The sequence below is a fragment of the Thalassospiraceae bacterium LMO-JJ14 genome, assembly GCA_021555105.2.
Classification (GTDB): Bacteria; Pseudomonadota; Alphaproteobacteria; order Rhodospirillales; family Casp-alpha2; genus UBA4479.
Window position 1 is genome coordinate 2,332,389 of the sequence record CP134604.1, and the last position, 18,568, is coordinate 2,350,956.

Genomic DNA, 18,568 nt, shown 5'->3' on the forward strand with positions numbered 1-18,568 from the left:
TGAACGCCCTCGGCTTGAAACCGAATTACCTTGTACCCATACGGGTTTAGCGCTTTCCTTTAAAAGCAATTTAAGGGGTGGGACTTACAGTGACCAGCAGATTTTTAACGATACGGCGACCAAAAAGACATTTTTCAGTTCCACTTATGCTGATGGTGGCATTCGCAGCTATTCTCGCGACCGTATCCGAGGCCGGCACGCCTGTCGTGAGTATAGAAACGCCGACCGCCCGGCATGAATTTAAGGTTGAAATCATGCGCACAGCCGAAGATCGCGCGCGCGGCTTGATGTACCGCATGCACATGGATACTGATCACGGCATGCTTTTCGATTTCGGAAGCACCGTCATCGCGCGTATGTGGATGAAGAACACATATATTCCGCTCGATATGCTTTTCATTCGAACTGACGGTACGATCAGCAACATCGCCCGCAACACCATCCCGCATTCGACGGAGGTGCTCAGCTCGGACGGTGAAGTCCGCTATGTGCTCGAAATCAACGGCGGAATATCGGACCAACTCGGCATCTCTGCCGGCGATGTCGCCAAACTTCCCAAATAAGGAAAAATTACTCTGCGCTATCGATAGCTCTTGCGGATGGAAACAGTAACTTGATTTCCGTGCCGACGCCGATCTCGCTGGATATTTCCAGTTTACTTTCATGCAGATCCATCAAGGCACTGACGATCGGCAGCCCGAGACCAGTCCCTGGTGTTTCCTTGGTCAAAGGATTCTCGATACGCCCGAACGGCGCCAATGCAGTATCGGTCTCATCAATATGGAAACCGCATCCTGTATCCTTGATCGAAACACATACACCGCCGTCCTGTACCCTGAAAATCATGACATTGATGGCACCGCCCTCGACATTGAATTTTTCGGCATTTGAAAAAAGGTTGAACAGAATCTGCGCCAGCGCGCGCGGGTCGGCATACAGTTTTTGCGCATCTTCACTAATCTGTACATTGAAGCGGATCTGCCGTTGCGAGAAACGATGCGAAAAAAGGCGCTCAGACTGCATGACGGCCTCACGCAGATTAACATCCCTTTCTTCAAGCTTGAACTTGCCGGCTTCGATCTTGGAGAGATCGAGCAAATCGTTAATCAGACTCAGCAGATGTTGGCCACTATTGTGAATATCCCCGGCATAATCGATATAGGACGCGTTGCCGACAGGGCCGAAAAGCTGTTCCGAAATGATATCCGAAAATCCGAGAATGGCATTAAGCGGCGTTCTCAGTTCGTGGCTCATGTGTGCAAGAAATTCGGACTTGGCACGGCTTGCCTGCTCGGCTCGTTCCTTTTCCCGGCGCAGCGCTTCTTCGGCTTCGATCAGACTGGCGATATTCCGCCCACCACCACGGTATCCGATGAATGCCCCGAATTCATCAAACACCGGCTTGCCGCTGATGGACAGATGGATCTCGTTCCCTGCATCTGTCATGCGCGAATATCGGACATCGCTGAAGCTCTCGCGATTATTCAGAATGTCCTCAAAAGAACGCAGCTTCTTTTCACCGAAGCGGGAAGGGTTGGTTTCACGATGCGTGCGGCCAATGTGCCCCGCAGCAGACAAACCCGTCACCGCCGGATCATCCACCGATATGTATGTATATCTGAGACCGGCATCCATCTCCCAGAACCAATCCGCCGCCGTGCTTGAGAAATCGAGCAGCCTTTGTTGACTGTCACGAAGTGCCATTTCGGTCATTTTTTGCGGCGTGATGTCGTTCGACATCGTGATCGTACTTCCGTCTTCGAGCTTTGCTTCGTTGATCAGGATGGTCATCCCGTTCTGCCTTGAAATCTCGAAGGCACCGCGCGGATTTCTGTGACGGTCCAGGCGGCTTTTAATCCAGATGTCGCGGTCCTCCTTACTGCCAATCAATTCATGGTCAGCGAGGGCATTCAGGTGATCTTCAAAACTGACACCGAGTTTTGTATGTTCAGGTACCGCGGCATTCAGACGCAGGAAGTGATCGTTGTATAGAACCAGCTGGTCCTCACTGTCCCAGATCGTGAAAATACAATCCAGAGAATTGATCGCGGTCATCAGGACATTTTCTGCAGACTTAGCCTTGGCCTCTGTCTGTACCCTTTTGGTGATATCGGCGGCGACACCGTAGTAACCATGAAATGCGCCTTGTGAGTCGAAGACCGGCCGCCCTGTTGCGGAAATTTCCCGGACTTCACCACTGCTGTGCAGTCGCGTATAACGGAAATTCCTGAACGGCCGGTGCGCTTCCAGATCGTCAAGATGACAGCGCCATTCCGGTGAATTCAGATCATCGGCCGAAAGCTCTGCCCGGGTCTTGCCAAGCTGATCCGACATCGGGATGTCGACGGATTCAACAACTGCCGGAGACATGTAGGTAAAGCGGTGCAGTTCGTCCGTCCGCCAGAACATTTCGGAGGACATAAGGCCGATAACGTCATAGAAGCGTTCGTCTTCATCGATCTTGGCACGCAGGCGCGCGTTTTCCGCGCGCAGGGACTCGACCTCCGCCAGAAGCGATTTTTTGGACTTTGTCGAATTTCCCCCAGGCATTTATGACCCTTTTGAAAGCCCAAGCGGGATTGGCAATAAAACGAACTCAGCCCTTTGACTGTATTTTGGCCCACGTATCTCGAAGTGTCATGGTTCTGTTGAAGACCGGAGCCGTGTCGGTGCTGTCCGGGTCCTTGGCAAAATAGCCCAGCCGTTCGAACTGCATCGCTTCACCCGCTGCAAATTCTATCAAAGTCGGTTCCAGTTTGCAGCCTTTAAGGATTTGCAGGCTGTCCGGATTGAGCGTCGAGACGAAATCTTCCTGGCGCCCTGGATTGGGGTCCGTGAACAAGTGATCGTACAGACGCACTTCGGCATCGACGGCATCGATATCGGATACCCAGTGCAGGGTTCCTTTCACCTTTCGTCCGTCGGGCGCATCGCCACCCTTTGTTTCCGGGTCATAGGTGCAGCGCAGTTCGACAACTTCGCCGCTGGCGTCCTTGATGACATCCGTGCAGGTGATGAAATATGCCCAGCGCAGCCTCACTTCGCGGCCCGGCGCAAGACGGAAGAATTTCTTCGGTGCATCCTCCATGAAATCGTCATGCTCGATATAGATTTCGCGGCCGAAGCTGACGGTCCGCGATCCTGCGGCCTCGTCTTCAGGGTTGTTGACGGCGTCGAGCGTCTCGCTTGTGCCTTCGGGATAATTCTCGATCACCACCTTCAGCGGTCTGAGGACGGCCATCCTGCGTTCGGCCACCTTGTTCAGATGCTCACGGACACAATGATCGAGAACCGCCGGTTCCACGGTGCTGTCGGATTTGGTAACCCCCAGGCGAGAAACGAAATCCCTGATCGCGAAAGCCGGAATGCCGCGGCGGCGCAGGCCGGAAATCGTCGGCATGCGCGGGTCGTTCCAGCCTGAAACATGGCCTTCGCTGACGAGCTGTGTCAGGCGGCGCTTCGACAAAACGGTGTATGTCAAATTCAATCTGGCAAATTCGTACTGACGCGGCCGGGCAGGGACCGGCAGGTTATCGATGAGCCAGTCGTACAGCGGCCGGTGATCCTCGAATTCCAGAGTGCACAGCGAATGCGTGACGCCTTCGATGGCATCGGACTGACCATGCGCAAAGTCATACGTGGGATAGATGCACCATTTATCGCCGGTGCGCGGATGCGGTTTGTGCACAATGCGGTAAATCACCGGATCGCGCAGGTTGATATTACCCGACGCCATATCGATTCTGGCCCGCAGCACCTTGGCGCCGTCGGTGAATTCACCGGCTTTCATACGCGTGAAAAGATCGAGGTTTTCCTCAACGCTACGGTTCCGAAAGGGGCTTTCGCGACCCGGCTCCGTCAGCGTGCCGCGATATTCCCGTATTTCTTCGGCGTTCAGGTCGTCGACATAGGCCTTCGCGTTTTCGATCAGATGCACGGCCCAGTCATACAGCGTGTCGAAATAATCCGATGCATGACGGGGCTCTCCGTTCCATTTGAAGCCGAGCCAGCGGACATCCTCTTCGATGGCATCGATGAATTCCTGCTCTTCCTTGGCCGGATTCGTGTCGTCGAAACGCAAATTGCACGTGCCGTTGAACTCGGCGGCGACACCGAAATTCAGGCAAATAGATTTGGCATGACCGATGTGCAGATAACCGTTCGGTTCCGGCGGGAAGCGGGTGACCACGCTTTGCGTTGTGCCGTCGGCAAGATCGGCGCGCACCCGTTCGCGGATGAAATCGCGCGGTTCCGGCGCCGTTTCGGTTTGAGTTTCGCTATCGTTCATCGACATACCGGCCCGTCATTGTCTGTCTTGTAAAGCTATAGAGGTCCCCGAATGCTTACGCATCAATCGGGTGTGTGCGGTGTATGTCTGCCAAAAATGCGGGGAAAGTGAAAGGAAAAGCGATGTCTGGGGAAAGGCAGGGGCTGAAATCAGCCATTAAAAAGCCCCGGCCTTATGAAGACCGGGGCTTTATAAAGCGATGATCATGAGAAATTCCTCAGAACAGGTGAACCACAACTGCGAGAATAGCGACTGCACCGACGAAGGAACCCATGACCGTGTTGAAGACTTGATAATCCATGGTAGGCACTCCAAAAGAGGTTAAACGTTGTTGAGAAACTCTCTCTACGCCTGCACCGGATTCCACACCATCGCTTGTTTTGCTAATCAGTTATGCGTTAAACGCATGGCTAAGCAACCATTCAGTTGACCGCAGGCATTCGCTGAGTCGCTTGTCTGTATTGGCTTACAGCCACCAATGGTTTGCGCGCTCCGGTGTGATCCACATCACACCTGAAATACGACCTTGCCATGCATCAGATGGATGCCAGGGAGGCGTTTTCGGACGCAAATAGAGTGAATAAAATCAGCTTAAATTGACGCGGCATCGTACAATTTGCACAGCCGGGCAGGGATATTTCCGCCGGCCCGGCGTTCAGGGCGAAATGGACACTTGCTAAAATTCATCCGAAACCATAGGTTTCGCGCGCGTCGGGGAGTGGCGCAGCCTGGTAGCGCATCTGGTTTGGGACCAGAGGGTCGCAAGTTCGAATCTTGTCTCCCCGACCATTTCTCCGGAAATCAGCCGCCGACGTCGATCACGCAAACACCTGCTGCGGCGTCGGCCTCAATCATTTCGTGCGCTGAAACGACCCCCTCCAGTGTAAACGGATGATGCGCGGCGACGCGGTGCTTCAAGTGCCCTTTGGCGAGCATGCCGTTGATGGCAGCGAATATCTCGAGGTGTGTCTGCTTGGGCAGGGAATAGATGGTGAATGGCCGCATGGTGATGTTCTTGAACATCAAGGGCAGAAACGGCAGCACCGGCGCCTCGACCGCATCCGAGCTGTAGGCCGTAATCACGCCGTTGCGGGCGACGATTTCCGGAAACAGATTGACGTTGGCGCCGAAGGCAACCTCGGAAACCCGATCCACACCGCGTCCGCCGGTCAGTTCCAGCACCTTGGCGGCAACATCGTCGGTCTTGTAATTGACCACGTGATCGGCGCCGAGTTCCTTGGCATAGATCTCGTTTTCCGGCTTGCCGACCATGGCGATCACCGAGGCTCCGCCCAGCTTCGCCATCTGCACGGCGTAGGAACCGACCCGTCCGGCGCCGCCGGAAACGAGGATCGTCTGCCCCTCGATCGGGCCGTCTGAAAAGATGCTGTAATACGCCGTCACCGCCGGCACGCCCATGCACGCACCATCCAGAAGCGATGCCTGATCCGGCAGCTCCGGCGCCATATAAGCGGGGAGCGTGCAGTATTCGGCAGACGTGCCCATGGGGCGCCCGGCCTGTGCGCCGAAAATCCACGCGTTTTTACCTATCCGGTTCGGATCGATGTTGGAGCCGACGGCATCGATCACGCCGGCGCCGTCGTTGCCTGAGACGATCGGCGAGAACGCCGGCAATTCGCGGCCGCTGGCGCGGCGTTTCGCGTCGGTCGGATTGATGGCCGAGAAAGCCGTTTTCACGCGGACCTCGTCCGGTCCCGGCTCGACCTTGTCGATTTCCACCATGTGCAGCACGTCTTTTGCCGCGCCTGCTTCGCTGAACTGAATTGCTTTCACGCCGTCTTCCCCCGTATTCGTCGTGTTGCCATGTGCCCAGGCCCTGAAATCCATTGCCTTCGGCGATTTCTCGCGTATCTTTCAGAGACTATATTGGTTCCAGCGGAGAGTTTTTCCATGCCCGATGTGCGTATCTATCAGCCGACCAAGACTGCCATGCAGTCCGGGCGCGCCAACGTCAAGAAATGGATCCTCGAATTCGAGCCCGGCTCGCGCAAGGAAACCGACACCCTGATGGGCTGGACCGGATCGCGCGACACCCGCGGCCAGGTCCGCATGAAATTCGACAGCAAGGAAGATGCGATCAGCTTCGCCAAGAAAAACAGCCTGACGTATCACGTCTCCGACCCGAAAAAGCGCAAGATCAAACCGAAAAACTACGCCGACAACTTCGCCTTCGGCCGCAAGACCCTGTGGACACACTGATGCGCCGTCTCTGGCTGGCAGCAACATGCGCCGCGCTTGTCCTTGCGGCTGCGTCCGTTCAGGCGAGTTTCCTCGATAAACTGAAAGGGGCTGTCGACCAGGTTACCAGCGGCTCGAGCAGCGGTTCGAGCGGGACGTCCACGGGTGCGCTCGGCACCGATCAGATCATCGCCGGCCTCAAGGAAGCGCTGCGCGTCGGCGCGGAGCGGGTCACCGCCCAGGTCGGCGCGGCCGACGGCTTCAATGCCGATCCGGCGATCCACATTCCGCTGCCAGAGCAACTGGCCAAGGTGCAGGACCTGATGCGCAAGTTCGGTCTGTCGGCGCTGGCCGATGATGTCGAGTTGAAGATCAACCGCGCCGCCGAGGAAGCCGCGCCGAAGACCAAGGAACTAATCTGGAAGGCCGTCAACGAGATGACGCTGGACGACGCCAAAAAGATCTATGACGGGCCCCAGGATGCCGCCACGCAGTACTTCAAGCGGGTCGCGACGCCGGATTTGAAAGCCACCGTGGAACCGGTCATCGACAATGCCCTGCAACAGGTCGGCGCGATCACGGCTTATGACTCATTGATGAGCAAATACAAGGGCTTGCCGCTCGTTCCAGATGTCAAAGCAGACCTGCAGGCGCACGCCACGCAGATGACGCTTGACGGCATTTTCCACTATCTGGCCAAGGAAGAGGCGGATATCCGCGCCAACCCGGCGGCCCGCACCACGGATATCCTGAAGCAGGTCTTCGGCGGCTCGTAAGTAGCTTCCCGATCACCCCGCGCACGTCTTTCCGTTGCACCTTTTCACCATGCGGATTAGAAAGGCGTCGCCCGCGCGCCCGTAGCTCAACTGGATAGAGCATCCGCCTTCTAAGCGGACGGTTGCAGGTTCGAGTCCTGCCGGGCGCGCCAAATTTTCCAGCAGACACCGCTGATTTCAGAAATTCAGGACTTCCTGCCGCGCGCCATCAAGATCGGTCAGCAGTTTCTGAACGTTCAGTTTCTTATTCAGTTTCTCGATGTCAGCCGGATCACCACGCCGGAGCAACAGGCGTAATTTCTTCGCATCCGAAATGGTCTCGAATGACTTGATGCCAGACAAATACATCAAGGCCGTTTTGTCCTGCCTGAGCATCTCAATGACATTGCTGATGGAGCCCGAGCTTTTACCATCCCATATAACGAGGGCGAAATCGGCGTCTTCGGCCATTTTTTTGTCTTTCACCGTGTAGAAATCACGGCCTTTCAGGTTGCTGTCGACGTCAATCATTTCGACTGGCCATTCGCCCAGATTGTTTCGGCATCTCACCCCGGAGCAATAAACCTTCACATTTCTGTACCCGATTTCGCTCAGATACCCCTGCATCGCCTTGTCGGCACCGTTCGCATCACCAATCACGATGTCGAATTCATTGTTCACGATATTGGAGATCCGACCTCGGATATTCTCGTTCAGCCGGCTGACCGCACGGGACCCCGAAAGAAATACGGTTGTCATCTATTGCTCCGGGTTCGCGTCATTGTCAGCGCGCAAATATCCCCAGCTTTCGCGTCGTCTCTTAAAACTTTCGTACAGGCTTCAAGCGTGGCGCCCGAGCGGAACAAATCGTCGAGTAACAGCACTTTTTTTCCCGCAAGATCGACGTCCCCCGATAAGGAAATGGCGTCTTCCAGCAATGCCGCACGTTCTTCGGGAAAATCGACATTCTTCAATTCTGGTCCCGCTTTTTTGGACAAACAGCCCATAAGCACCTTCACTCCTCTGGATATCCCAAGTGCCTTCGCAATTTCGTCGACCGGTTGAATGGCTCTTTGGGCCGAGGACGGAACAGGCACGATTGCATCAAAGGTTTCAATTCCATTTATCCGGCTTAACAATTTTATGATCCCGGCGACGGCAGACTTATTGCCCTTGTATTTGAGCTGATAGAGCAGCTCACCCATCTCACTGCGTGTATTATCGAAGCGATCATGGCCAAATTGATCCACTCCCAGATACACGCTATCGACCGTATGCAAGTCGAACGCAAATCCCTTTCTCCAGCTCCCTTTGATCTCATGCGCCATTATACCCTCCACGCGGCCTGTTTGAATATCTTTGAGGCTATGGAAGGGTGAGGGCGCTTTTTTGCCCTGCCGCCTGTGTTGACCCGTTCCCATGACAGTGACCGCTTCGGGCACTTATCCCCGGAAATAGCCTGCAAGGCCTCTTGTCAGCGCATCGGCGATTCGGCAATGTTCTATTTATGTTCTCATATGTAAGCAAGCCCCAAGTGATCATCGCCAAGCCGGACCGCCGGTTCGCGCTGACATTGTATCTAAGCCGTGTTGCCGCCGGGTTTCCGAGCCCGGGGGACGACTTCGCCGACGGCACGCTGGATCTGAACGATCTGGTCGAGCATCCGTCGGCGACGTTCCTGGTCCGTGTCAGTGGCGAGTCGATGACCGGGGCCGGTATCGACGACGGCGACCTTCTGGTCGTCGACCGTTCGCGCGAGGCCAAGCACGGCCACATCGTCATCGCCGTCGCGTACGGCGAGATGACGGTCAAGCGGCTGGAGCGGCGCGGCCCGCGCTGGTGGCTGATCCCGGCGAACGCCGATTTTCCGCCGCTGGCGCTGCCCGAGGACGGGGAGATCTGGGGCGTCGTCGCGCACACCATCAAGAGCTACAGATAATGCCGCCCATTATTCCCCCCATCATAGCTTTGGCCGACGGCAACAACTTCTTCGTGTCGTGCGAACGGGTGTTTCAGCCCGATCTCAGGAACAAGCCCGCCGTCGTGCTGTCGAACAACGACGGGTGCGTCATCGCGCGCTCCGCCGAAGCCAAGGCGCTCGGCATCGGCATGGGTGAGCCGTACTTCAAGATGCGTGAGAACCCGGCGTGGCGGGGCGTTCAGGTGCGCAGTTCCAACTACACGCTGTACGGCGACATGAGTGCGCGCATGATGGACGTGTTTGCGCAATTCACCCCGGACATCGAGGTCTATTCCATCGACGAATGCTTCCTCGACCTCAGCCACGCCGCCGCCGGGGACGCGGCCGCTTATGCGCAGGACATCCGCCGCACGGTGCTGCAGTGGACCGGCCTGCCGGTCAGCATCGGCATGGCGCCGACCAAGACGCTAGCGAAGATCGCCAACCGGCTGGCCAAGAAAGCGGACGGGGTCTCTGTATTGCTCGCCCCGGAAACCCACACGGCGGCGCTGGCGGCAACGCCGGTCGGCGATGTCTGGGGGATCGGCCGGCGCTGGACCCGGATGCTGCAGGGGCACGGCATTCATTCGGCGCTCGATCTCAAGCGTGCCGACCGCACATGGGCGCGCCAGTGCATGGGCGTGGTCGGCCAGCGCACCGTCGACGAGCTGAACGGCATCCCCTGCATCGCGCTCGAGGACTGCCCGCCCGACAAGCAGACGACGGCGGTGACACGCAGCTTCGGCAAGATGATGACAACCCACGAAGAGCTGCAGGAAATCGTCAAGGCGCTGGCGTCCCGGGCCGCGGAAAAGCTGCGCCAGGGCGGGCTGATCGCCGAAATCGTCAACGTCTTCGTGCGCGGCAACCCGTTCCGCCCGGACCTGCCGCAGTTCACCGGTTCGGCATCGATCGGGCTGACGCCGGCCGGCAATCACACCGGCGATATCGTCAAGGCGGCGATGAAGGCGCTTCGCCAGGCCTACCGGCCGGGCATCCCCTATAAAAAAGCGGGGGTCATGATGTTCAACCTGCACCGCGTCGACGCCGCGCCGATGACCCTGTTCGACACCGCACGGCCGCCCGGTGCCGATAAGCTAATGCAGGCCTTTGATGCCATCAACGGCCGCTTCGGCGCCGGCAGCATCGGTTACGGACAGGTGTACCGGCCGCGGCACTGGTACATGAATCAGAACCACCGCAGCCGCCGTTACACGACACGCTGGGACGAACTGCCGGAAGTCCATTAAGTGCTGCCTGATATGGTGCCTGAAATAGCGCCTGTGCCGGCGATCACTTCCATTTGAATCCGTAAACGGCTATAACGTTCTGATGATGAAGCAGAATGCTGTCACATTGACCGGAAAAACGGCACTTGCCGCGCTTGCCATCTGTGCGCTCACCGCCACGGACGCGGCGGCGAAAAACCGTATCAAGGGCGAATACGCCAATACCAAATCCTCCATGAGCAGTGTCGGAAAACTCAATCCGAAGCTGTCGCGCATGTGCCGCCAGGGGGTGTTCAAGCAACGCAAGGTACTCAGGTTGTCGATCGGTTATATCGGCGGCAAGGGGCAGGGGATCACAGGTGTCGCCAAGCCGGGCTGGAATCTTTATGACCCGACCGGGGCCGGCGATCCGAAATACACCTATCATTTCTATAACCAGGGGTACTCCAACTGCCGCGTCTACGAGGCTTTGACGCCGCCGCCACCCCGGCGATAAGCGCACAGGCCGCCCCTGCATGACCGACTTCATCGATCTGTTCCCGACCAAGCTGGTGCGCCGTCAGTTGCCCGATTTCGAGGAACCGACCCGCGACCTGATAAAACTCGTTCGCGAGATGGAAAAGGCCAACAAGGCGCTGACCACCGACTACCGCGAAAACAACCCGCTTGAGTACGACCGCGAGGGACCGAATTGGCTGCGTGCACAGATCAACCAGACGGTGATCGATTACCTGCGCGAAATCGGCATCGATTACGCGGTCAACTGGCAGATCCATGCCTGGGCCAACATCAACCGCCAGGGCGATTACCACGACCCGCATAACCATCCGCATTCGTATCTCAGCGGTACGTATTATCTGAAGATACCGGGGGACAATGCGAAGAAGCGCCAGCGTAGCGATGTACGCCCGAACTGCATCACGTTCTATGACCCCCGGACCGGGTTCAACATGTCATCGATCAAGGGCGACCCATACGTCGATCCGGAATATACGGTGTTGCCGGAACCGGGATTGCTGATGATGTGGCCGGCCGCGATGATGCATTTCGTTCATCCGAACCTGAGCGATGAAACCCGCATTTCGCTGAGCTTCAATATCGTCCTCAAGTGGTCCGACGATTATCTGCCACAGCAGTAATTCCGCCGCCTGATTTTTCCAAAATCCTAATACACCCTAACGGCTTGTTAAGAATTGCCGTCGCATACTTGTGGCCGGTTGGGACTGGGACCAGCACAGAAGGTGATAGAGGATTCCCGCAGTCCATGGGGCTTATTGAAGAATTACGCAGGCGTGCAAAACACGTCGTCGGGCCGTTGTTCGGTATCGTCGCCGTCGCTTATTTCGCCTACCACACGGTGCACGGAGACCGCGGTCTGCTGGCCTTGCTGCAGATGCGCGAGCGTGTCGCCGAGGCGGAAAATCGTCTGCACAACCTGCAACAGGAAAAGCAGCACTGGGACAGCCGCGTCAAACTGCTGTACCCGGACAGCATCGATCGCGACATGCTCGATGAACGGGTGCGTATCATGCTCGGATATGCGCGGGCCGACGATCTCGTCGTCCTGACAAGTTCACTGCAAAGTTCGCTGGATAAATCTTTGGCACATTCACTGAGTAGCAAAGGAGAAACCGATGGCCTCACTCGCTGATAAACTGGTGCCGCCGTATTATGCGGCGATCATCGAAAACAATCCGCATACGTCATTCGACGAACCGGCTAACACCGGCGACCGCCTGGTAACGCTTGCCGTCCGCCGGCCCGGTTTCCTGGGACTTGAAACGGCGCGTGCCGGAGACGGTCGCCCCGTTACGGTCGCTTACTGGCGGGAACTTTCGGATGTCGAAGGCTGGCAATCGGAAAGCGGCGCTGTCGGTGCGGCTTCTTATCCGCTGGAAGTCTGCCGAGTTGCTAACACCAACGACAATTCCGTACGCGCACTGTTCAGCAGCGATGCGACAACCGAACGAACCGCACACCATATCTAAGGAGGATTGGGTAATGGCTAAATTCGATCCGCGACGCGATCCGCCGTATTTCGCCGTCATCAATCGCACTGCACCGGCGGGGCTTGATGCCGGGCAGTTCATGGATGCCGGTGAAAAGATGGTCGGTCTTGCCGCCGCCGAGCCCGGGTTCCTTGGCATAGAAGAGGTCACCGACGACGGCGGGAATGCCTATACGGTCTGTTATTGGGAGCGGGTACAGTCACTCAGGCGCTGGCGCGGCGATCTTGCCAATCACATCCCCCCCAAAATCAGCCCCGAGCAGGTGGTCTGTTTCGAAGGTTGTTACTGGCATTGGCTGCGCGATGTTTTCGATGCGATCTCGCGTGTCGATCGTGGAAATGTCGTCGAAGTTGCATTCGGAAAAGCTGCAGCTTAACTTCTATCGCATTAACTTACGGATACATTTCAGGAACAAAAACCAAATCACGGTCACTTTACTTGAATGTAAATAAAAGATCGCCTAGCATCCTTCGACAGAGCGGTGGTTAACCGCCGCAAAACCCAAATCGGGAGGAAGCAATGGCGAGAGCACCGAAGACCGGCGCGAAATCCGCAAGCGCTGCGAAACCCAGTGCGAAAAGCAAGGCCAAGCCCGCGGCCAAGAAATCCGTAGTATCGGGTGAACAAGTTTTATCCTATTACCGTGACATGTTGATGATCCGCCGTTTTGAAGAAAAGGCGGGGCAATTGTATGGCATGGGCCTAATCGGTGGTTTTTGCCATTTGTACATCGGCCAGGAAGCCGTCGTCGTCGGCATGACCCAGGCTGGCACCTCGGATGATAGCGTCATCACATCGTATCGCGACCATGGCCATATGCTGGCCTGCGGCATGGACCCGAAAGGCGTCATGGCCGAACTGACCGGTCGCCGTGGTGGTTATTCCAAGGGCAAAGGCGGCTCGATGCACATGTTCTCGCGCGAAAAGAATTTCTTCGGCGGTCACGGTATCGTCGGTGCGCAGGTGCCGCTCGGCACCGGCCTCGCATTCGCACACAAGTACAAGGAAGATGGCGGAGTCTGCCATGCCTACATGGGGGACGGTGCCGTCAACCAGGGGCAGATTTATGAAAGCTTCAACATGGCAGCACTCTGGAAGCTGCCGGTCGTCTATGTGATCGAAAACAACAAGTACGGTATGGGTACATCGATCGAACGTGCCTCATCGAATGTTGAACTGTCGGAGCGCGGCGCCGCGCATGACATTCCAGGCAAAACCGTCAACGGCATGGATGTCCTCGACGTCGTCGAAAAGGGCTCTGCGGCTCTGGGTCACGCGCGTTCGGGAAAAGGACCAATGATCCTGGAAATGAAGACCTACCGCTATCGTGGTCATTCCATGTCGGATCCGGCGAAATACCGCTCCAAGGAAGAAGTACAGAAAATGCGCAAGGAGAGCGATCCCATCGACAACTTGCGCCACACGATCCTGGAAGCCGATTATGCAAGCGAAGATGCATTGAAGGATATCGATAAAGAGATCAAGTCAATCGTCACCGCTGCTGCGGAATTCGCGCAACAAAGCCCCGAGCCAGATGAACAGGAACTGTTCACCGATGTCCTCAAAGAGGCTTGAGCCCGTAAATTACCCAAAAAAAGGTTAATATCATGGCCACACAAGTATTGATGCCGGCGCTGTCGCCGACCATGACCGAGGGAAAAATTGCCAAGTGGATGAAATCCGAGGGTGATTCCGTTTCCAGCGGCGATGTTCTGTGCGAAATCGAAACCGACAAGGCGACGATGGAAGTCGAAGCTGTCGATGAGGGTATTCTCGGTAAAATCCTGGTGCCCGAAGGCACGGAAAATGTCGCCGTCAATGCGCCCATTGCCGTGCTCGTCGAAGAGGGTGAAAGCGCCGACGACGTTGCCGATGCACCGGCACCGGCCGCCGCCCAGTCAACCCCGCAAGAAGACGCTCCGAAGGACGAACCCAAGGCCGCCGCACAGCCTGCCCAGCCGGTCGCCGCGCCTGCCGCCGAACCTGACTACGACGGGCCGATGAAAACACAGACCGTGCGCGAAGCCCTGCGCGACGCCATGACCGAAGAGATGCGCAAGGACGATACGGTGTTCCTCATGGGCGAGGAGGTCGCCGAGTACCAGGGCGCCTACAAGATTTCGCAGGGCATGCTGGATGAATTCGGCGCCAAGCGAGTGATCGACACACCGATCACGGAGATCGGCTTTACAGGCCTCGGCGTCGGCGCAGCCTTCTACGGTCTGAAGCCGATTGTTGAATACATGACCTTCAACTTCGCCATGCAGGCGGTCGATCACATCATCAATTCCGCAGCCAAAACGCTGTACATGTCCGGTGGCCAGATGGGCTGTCCGATCGTTTTCCGTGGCGCGAACGGCGCGGCTGCACGCGTCGGCGCGCAGCATTCGCAATGCTACGCGTCGTGGTACGCGAACTGCCCGGGCATTAAGGTGGTCGCGCCCTGGTCGGCAGCTGATGCCAAGGGCCTTTTAAAAAGTGCGATCCGAGATCCCAACCCGATTATTTTCCTGGAGAATGAAATCCTTTACGGGCAAAGCTTCGAACTCCCGGACAGCGACGATTTCACGCTGCCGATCGGCAAGGCCAAGATCGAACGCACGGGCGCCGATGTTACCATCGTTGCCTATTCCATTGCCGTCGGCATTGCCATGGAGGCAGCACAGAAGCTGGCCGAGGAAGGCATCGATGCGGAGGTTATAAATCTGCGCACGATCCGTCCGATGGACACCGAAACAATCATTGAATCAGTGAAGAAAACCAATCGCCTGGTCAGCGTCGGCGAAGGCTGGCCGACCTGCGGGATCGGGGCGGAGGTCTCCTCCGTCGCCATGGAGCACGCCTTCGACTACCTAGACGCGCCGCCGGTGCGTATCGCCGGTGTCGATGTCCCGATGCCATACGCCGCAAACCTCGAACGCCTGGCGCTGCCGAAAGCGCCGGATGTGATCGAGGCCTGCAAATCCGTCTGCTACGCCTAGGGGAGACCGCAACATGCCGATCAAAGTACTGATGCCGGCGCTGTCGCCGACGATGACGGAAGGCAAGCTGGCCAAATGGCTGATCAAGGAGGGTGACACCGTCGAAAGCGGCGACGTCATGGCCGAGATCGAAACCGACAAGGCAACCATGGAAGTCGAGGCCGTCGACGAAGGCAAGGTCGGCAAGATTCTCGTCGCCGAAGGTACCGATGGCGTTGCGGTGAATACCGTGATCGCGATGTTGCTTGAAGACGGCGAGGATGCGAGCGCGCTGGACGGTGTCGATACATCCACCGCTGCCGCACCTGCCGCCAAGGAAGCGCCTGAGAAATCGTCTGAGGAAGCGAAAGCCGAACCTACCGCCCCGGCGGCCCCGACCCCTGCAGCCGCTGCTGCGGCGCCTGCGGCAAAATCCGATGGGGGTCGTATCTTTGCGAGTCCGCTGGCCAAACGTATGGCAAACATGGAAGGTCTCGACCTGTCGCAACTTAGCGGTTCCGGGCCGCATGGCCGTATCGTCAAACGCGACATCGAAAAGGCGCTGTCCGAAGGCACCGGCAAAGCCGCGGCAGGTAGCGCTGCGCCAAGTGCATCGGCAACATCGGGCACGGTCGCTGCCGTACCGCCGGCGGGTATCGATGCCGCCATGCTGGAACTGCTGCCTGAATTCGAAAGCGTGCCGAACAGCAGTATGCGCAAAGTCATCGCCAAACGCCTGACGGCGTCGGCGCGCGATATTCCGCATTTCAACGTCACAGCCGATATCGACATCGACAGGCTGTTATCGTTGCGCAAGGAACTCAACGGACGCGACGGGGCGGACTACAAGATTTCCGTCAACGATTTCGTCATCAAGGCCGTGGCGTTGACGTTGAAACGCCAGCCCGACTGCAACGCGGCCTATACCGACGATGCCATCCTCAAGTTCAGCCGTGCCGATATCTCGATGGCGGTTGCCGTCGACGGCGGTCTGATCACGCCGATCATCAAGGACGCCGGATCGAAGGGCCTCGCCACCATCTCGGCCGAAGCCAAAGAACTCGCCGGCAAGGCTCGAGACGGAAAACTGCAGCCCCAGGAATATCAGGGCGGCACGTTCTCGATCTCCAACCTCGGCATGTTCGGGGTAACGTCGTTCAACTCGATCATCAATTCACCGCAGGGCGGCATTCTGTCTGTTGGCGCCGGCGAACAGCGCGCGGTCGTCAAGGACGGTGCTATTTCCATCGCCACCATCATGACGGTGACACTGGCGGTCGATCACCGCTGCATCGACGGTGCGGCGGCGGCGGCCTTTGTGCAGGAACTCAAGGGTATCCTTGAAGATCCGCTGCAGTTGATGTTGTGAGTTGAGCCGGTGCAGAAAGTCAATTTCGCGGAGAAGTTCGACGCGTTTGACGATCATTGGCGTCCGAAGATCGTCGGCAGCTTTGATGACTACGACATCAAATTGGTGAAGGTCGAAGGCGACTTCGTCTGGCATAAGCACGACGACATGGACGAGGTCTTTATCGTCATGGACGGTGAGTTGAACATCGATTTCCGCGACGGCCGCCAGACCTTGGGTTCCGGCGAAATGATCGTCGTGCCGCGCGGGGTCGAACACAAACCGCACGCCACGAACGAATGCAGGATGATGTTGCTGGAACGAAAAGGTGTCGTGAACACGGGCGACGCCGAAAAAAGCGAACTGACGGCCCCCGGAGAGGTGAGAATATAAAATGGCTGATACAAAATTCGACGTACTCATCATCGGCGGCGGCCCGGGCGGCTATGTCACCGCGATCCGTGCCGCGCAACTCGGTTTCAAGACCTGCGTCGTGGAAAAGGCACACCTCGGCGGCATCTGCCTGAACTGGGGCTGCATTCCGACCAAGGCGCTGCTGCGCACGGCGGAAATCTATCACTACATGCAGCATGCCAAGGACTACGGTCTCAGCGCCGAGAAAGTCGGCTTCGATATGAAAGCCGTCGTCGAACGCTCGCGCGGTGTGTCGTCGCGGCTGTCGGGCGGTGTGGCGCACCTGATGAAGAAGAACAAGATCACCGTTGTCGACGGCACCGCCAAACTCAACGGTCCCGGAAAGGTCGACGTCACGGGCAAGGACGGCAAGGCGCTCGGCAGCTATACTGCCGAGCACATCATCGTCGCCACCGGGGCGCGCCCGCGTGCACTGCCGGGGATTGAACCTGACAAGAAACTGATCTGGACTTATTTCGAAGCCATGGTGCCGGACGTGACGCCGAAAAGCCTTCTGGTCATCGGCTCGGGTGCCATCGGTATCGAGTTCGCCAGCTTCTATCAGACCATGGGCGTCGACGTGACGGTGGTAGAGGTGATGAAGCAGATCATGCCGGTCGAGGACGAGGAGATTTCCAAGTTCGCCCGCAAGCAGCTTGAAAAGAACGGCCTCAAGATCATGACCGAAGCCAAGGTGACCGGCGTCAAGAAAGGCGCCGACAACGTCACCTGCACGATCGAGGACGCCAAGGGCAAAACCCAGGAGATCACCGTCGACCGGGTAATTTCAGCCGTCGGCGTGCAGGGCAATATCGAAGATATCGGCCTCGAGACGACGAAGATCAAAACGGATCGCGGCTGCATCGTCGCCGACGAATTCTCGCGCACGGCGGAGAAGGGGATTTACGCCATCGGCGATGTCGCCGGCCCGCCGATGCTGGCGCACAAGGCCGAGCACGAAGGCGTCATCTGCATCGAAAAGATCGCCGGCGTCGAGGGCGTGCACCCCATGGACAAGGGCAAGATACCGGGCTGCACGTATTGTCATCCGCAGGTCGCCTCGGTCGGGCTGACCGAAGCCAAGGCGAAAGAGCAGGGCTATGACGTCAACGTCGGCCGCTTCCAGTTCCTCGGCAACGGCAAGGCGATTGCCTTGGGCGAAGATCAGGGACTGGTCAAAACCATCTTCGACAAGAAGACCGGACAGCTTCTGGGCGCGCACATGGTCGGCGCCGAAGTGACGGAGCTGATTCAGGGCTTCGTCGTTGCCATGAACCTCGAGACCACCGAAGAAGAGCTGATGCACACGGTGTTCCCGCACCCGACACTTTCGGAAATGATGCACGAAAGCGTGCTGGACGCATACGGCCGCGTCATCCATATGTGATCATCGCCCTAGAGAGGCA

At 57.4% G+C, this 18,568-nt stretch carries 20 protein-coding genes and 2 tRNA genes; 17 read left to right on the forward strand and 5 right to left on the reverse strand.

Annotated features, from left to right (window positions below):
- Positions 1-89 precede the first annotated feature (89 nt).
- On the forward strand, positions 90-563 hold the full coding sequence (locus L2D14_10930; protein WNJ98385.1) for a DUF192 domain-containing protein: 474 nt from the start codon (positions 90-92) through the stop codon (positions 561-563).
- Positions 564-570: 7 nt separating this feature from the next.
- On the opposite strand, the gene L2D14_10935 is transcribed toward L2D14_10930, so the two are convergent.
- Together L2D14_10935 and L2D14_10940 are read right to left on the reverse strand one after the other, a co-directional pair.
- Entirely contained in the window at positions 571-2,550 is a 1,980-nt protein-coding gene (locus L2D14_10935; GenBank protein WNJ98386.1) for a histidine kinase dimerization/phospho-acceptor domain-containing protein, read from the reverse strand.
- A gap of 46 nt (positions 2,551-2,596) precedes the next feature.
- Positions 2,597-4,288 carry a glutamine--tRNA ligase/YqeY domain fusion protein gene (locus L2D14_10940; protein ID WNJ98387.1) on the reverse strand — a complete coding sequence of 564 codons (1,692 nt, stop codon included), beginning with the start codon at positions 4,286-4,288 and terminating at the stop codon, positions 2,597-2,599.
- A 712-nt stretch (positions 4,289-5,000) separates the two neighbouring features.
- Between L2D14_10940 and L2D14_10945 the strand changes: the two genes are divergently transcribed.
- Positions 5,001-5,077: transfer RNA gene (locus tag L2D14_10945), tRNA-Pro, on the forward strand.
- Between the two features lie 12 nt (positions 5,078-5,089).
- Here the strand turns inward: L2D14_10945 and L2D14_10950 are convergent.
- Positions 5,090-6,082, reverse strand: coding sequence for an NADPH:quinone reductase (locus tag L2D14_10950; protein ID WNJ98388.1), 993 nt, complete (start codon positions 6,080-6,082; stop codon positions 5,090-5,092).
- A 117-nt stretch (positions 6,083-6,199) separates the two neighbouring features.
- On the opposite strand from L2D14_10950, the gene L2D14_10955 reads away from it, so the two are divergent.
- The 3 genes from L2D14_10955 (at position 6,200) to L2D14_10965 (ending at position 7,415) form a co-directional block, all read left to right on the forward strand.
- Positions 6,200-6,508 carry an ETC complex I subunit gene (locus tag L2D14_10955; protein ID WNJ98389.1) on the forward strand — a complete coding sequence of 103 codons (309 nt, stop codon included), beginning with the start codon at positions 6,200-6,202 and terminating at the stop codon, positions 6,506-6,508.
- Complete coding sequence (locus L2D14_10960; protein ID WNJ98390.1) at positions 6,508-7,263, forward strand: DUF4197 domain-containing protein; 756 nt, start codon at positions 6,508-6,510, stop codon at positions 7,261-7,263. Before L2D14_10955 ends, L2D14_10960 begins: the two co-directional genes overlap by 1 nt.
- A gap of 75 nt (positions 7,264-7,338) precedes the next feature.
- Positions 7,339-7,415 (forward strand) — tRNA-Arg (locus tag L2D14_10965).
- A gap of 25 nt (positions 7,416-7,440) precedes the next feature.
- Here the strand turns inward: L2D14_10965 and L2D14_10970 are convergent.
- Positions 7,441-8,001, reverse strand: a complete 561-nt coding sequence (locus L2D14_10970; GenBank protein WNJ98391.1) for a hypothetical protein — start codon at positions 7,999-8,001, stop codon at positions 7,441-7,443.
- Positions 7,998-8,570 (reverse strand): ComF family protein, encoded by a 573-nt coding sequence (locus L2D14_10975; protein ID WNJ98392.1) that lies wholly within the window; start codon positions 8,568-8,570, stop codon positions 7,998-8,000. The genes L2D14_10970 and L2D14_10975 overlap by 4 nt, the downstream gene beginning before the upstream one ends.
- 179 nt (positions 8,571-8,749) lie before the next feature.
- Here L2D14_10975 and umuD point away from each other — a divergent pair, with 179 nt between their 5' ends.
- From umuD to lpdA, 12 genes are all read left to right on the forward strand, one after another.
- Positions 8,750-9,181: a translesion error-prone DNA polymerase V autoproteolytic subunit gene (gene umuD / locus L2D14_10980; protein WNJ98393.1), complete on the forward strand. Its 432-nt coding sequence runs from the start codon at positions 8,750-8,752 to the stop codon at positions 9,179-9,181.
- The gene (locus tag L2D14_10985) at positions 9,181-10,452 is read left to right on the forward strand and encodes a Y-family DNA polymerase (GenBank protein WNJ98394.1); all 1,272 of its coding nucleotides are present in this window, start codon (positions 9,181-9,183) and stop codon (positions 10,450-10,452) included. Before umuD ends, L2D14_10985 begins: the two co-directional genes overlap by 1 nt.
- Before the next feature lie 106 nt (positions 10,453-10,558).
- Positions 10,559-10,927: a hypothetical protein gene (locus L2D14_10990; protein ID WNJ98395.1), complete on the forward strand. Its 369-nt coding sequence runs from the start codon at positions 10,559-10,561 to the stop codon at positions 10,925-10,927.
- 19 nt (positions 10,928-10,946) lie between these two features.
- Positions 10,947-11,570 (forward strand): 2OG-Fe(II) oxygenase family protein, encoded by a 624-nt coding sequence (locus L2D14_10995; GenBank protein ID WNJ98396.1) that lies wholly within the window; start codon positions 10,947-10,949, stop codon positions 11,568-11,570.
- Positions 11,571-11,695: 125 nt separating this feature from the next.
- Positions 11,696-12,082, forward strand: a complete 387-nt coding sequence (locus L2D14_11000; GenBank protein WNJ98397.1) for a septum formation initiator family protein — start codon at positions 11,696-11,698, stop codon at positions 12,080-12,082.
- Positions 12,066-12,419 (forward strand): hypothetical protein, encoded by a 354-nt coding sequence (locus L2D14_11005; protein ID WNJ98398.1) that lies wholly within the window; start codon positions 12,066-12,068, stop codon positions 12,417-12,419. The genes L2D14_11000 and L2D14_11005 overlap by 17 nt, the downstream gene beginning before the upstream one ends.
- Positions 12,420-12,432: 13 nt before the next feature.
- Entirely contained in the window at positions 12,433-12,816 is a 384-nt protein-coding gene (locus tag L2D14_11010; GenBank protein WNJ98399.1) for a hypothetical protein, read from the forward strand.
- A 143-nt stretch (positions 12,817-12,959) separates the two neighbouring features.
- Complete coding sequence (gene pdhA, locus L2D14_11015) at positions 12,960-14,015, forward strand: pyruvate dehydrogenase (acetyl-transferring) E1 component subunit alpha (protein ID WNJ98400.1); 1,056 nt, start codon at positions 12,960-12,962, stop codon at positions 14,013-14,015.
- 32 nt (positions 14,016-14,047) lie between these two features.
- Positions 14,048-15,421: a pyruvate dehydrogenase complex E1 component subunit beta gene (locus tag L2D14_11020; protein WNJ98401.1), complete on the forward strand. Its 1,374-nt coding sequence runs from the start codon at positions 14,048-14,050 to the stop codon at positions 15,419-15,421.
- 13 nt (positions 15,422-15,434) lie between these two features.
- The gene (locus L2D14_11025; GenBank protein WNJ98402.1) at positions 15,435-16,769 is read left to right on the forward strand and encodes a pyruvate dehydrogenase complex dihydrolipoamide acetyltransferase; all 1,335 of its coding nucleotides are present in this window, start codon (positions 15,435-15,437) and stop codon (positions 16,767-16,769) included.
- 9 nt (positions 16,770-16,778) lie between these two features.
- Positions 16,779-17,141, forward strand: a complete 363-nt coding sequence (locus L2D14_11030) for a cupin domain-containing protein (protein ID WNJ98403.1) — start codon at positions 16,779-16,781, stop codon at positions 17,139-17,141.
- A 1-nt stretch (position 17,142) separates the two neighbouring features.
- Entirely contained in the window at positions 17,143-18,549 is a 1,407-nt protein-coding gene (gene lpdA, locus L2D14_11035; protein WNJ98404.1) for a dihydrolipoyl dehydrogenase, read from the forward strand.
- The last annotated feature ends 19 nt before the right edge of the window (positions 18,550-18,568 follow it).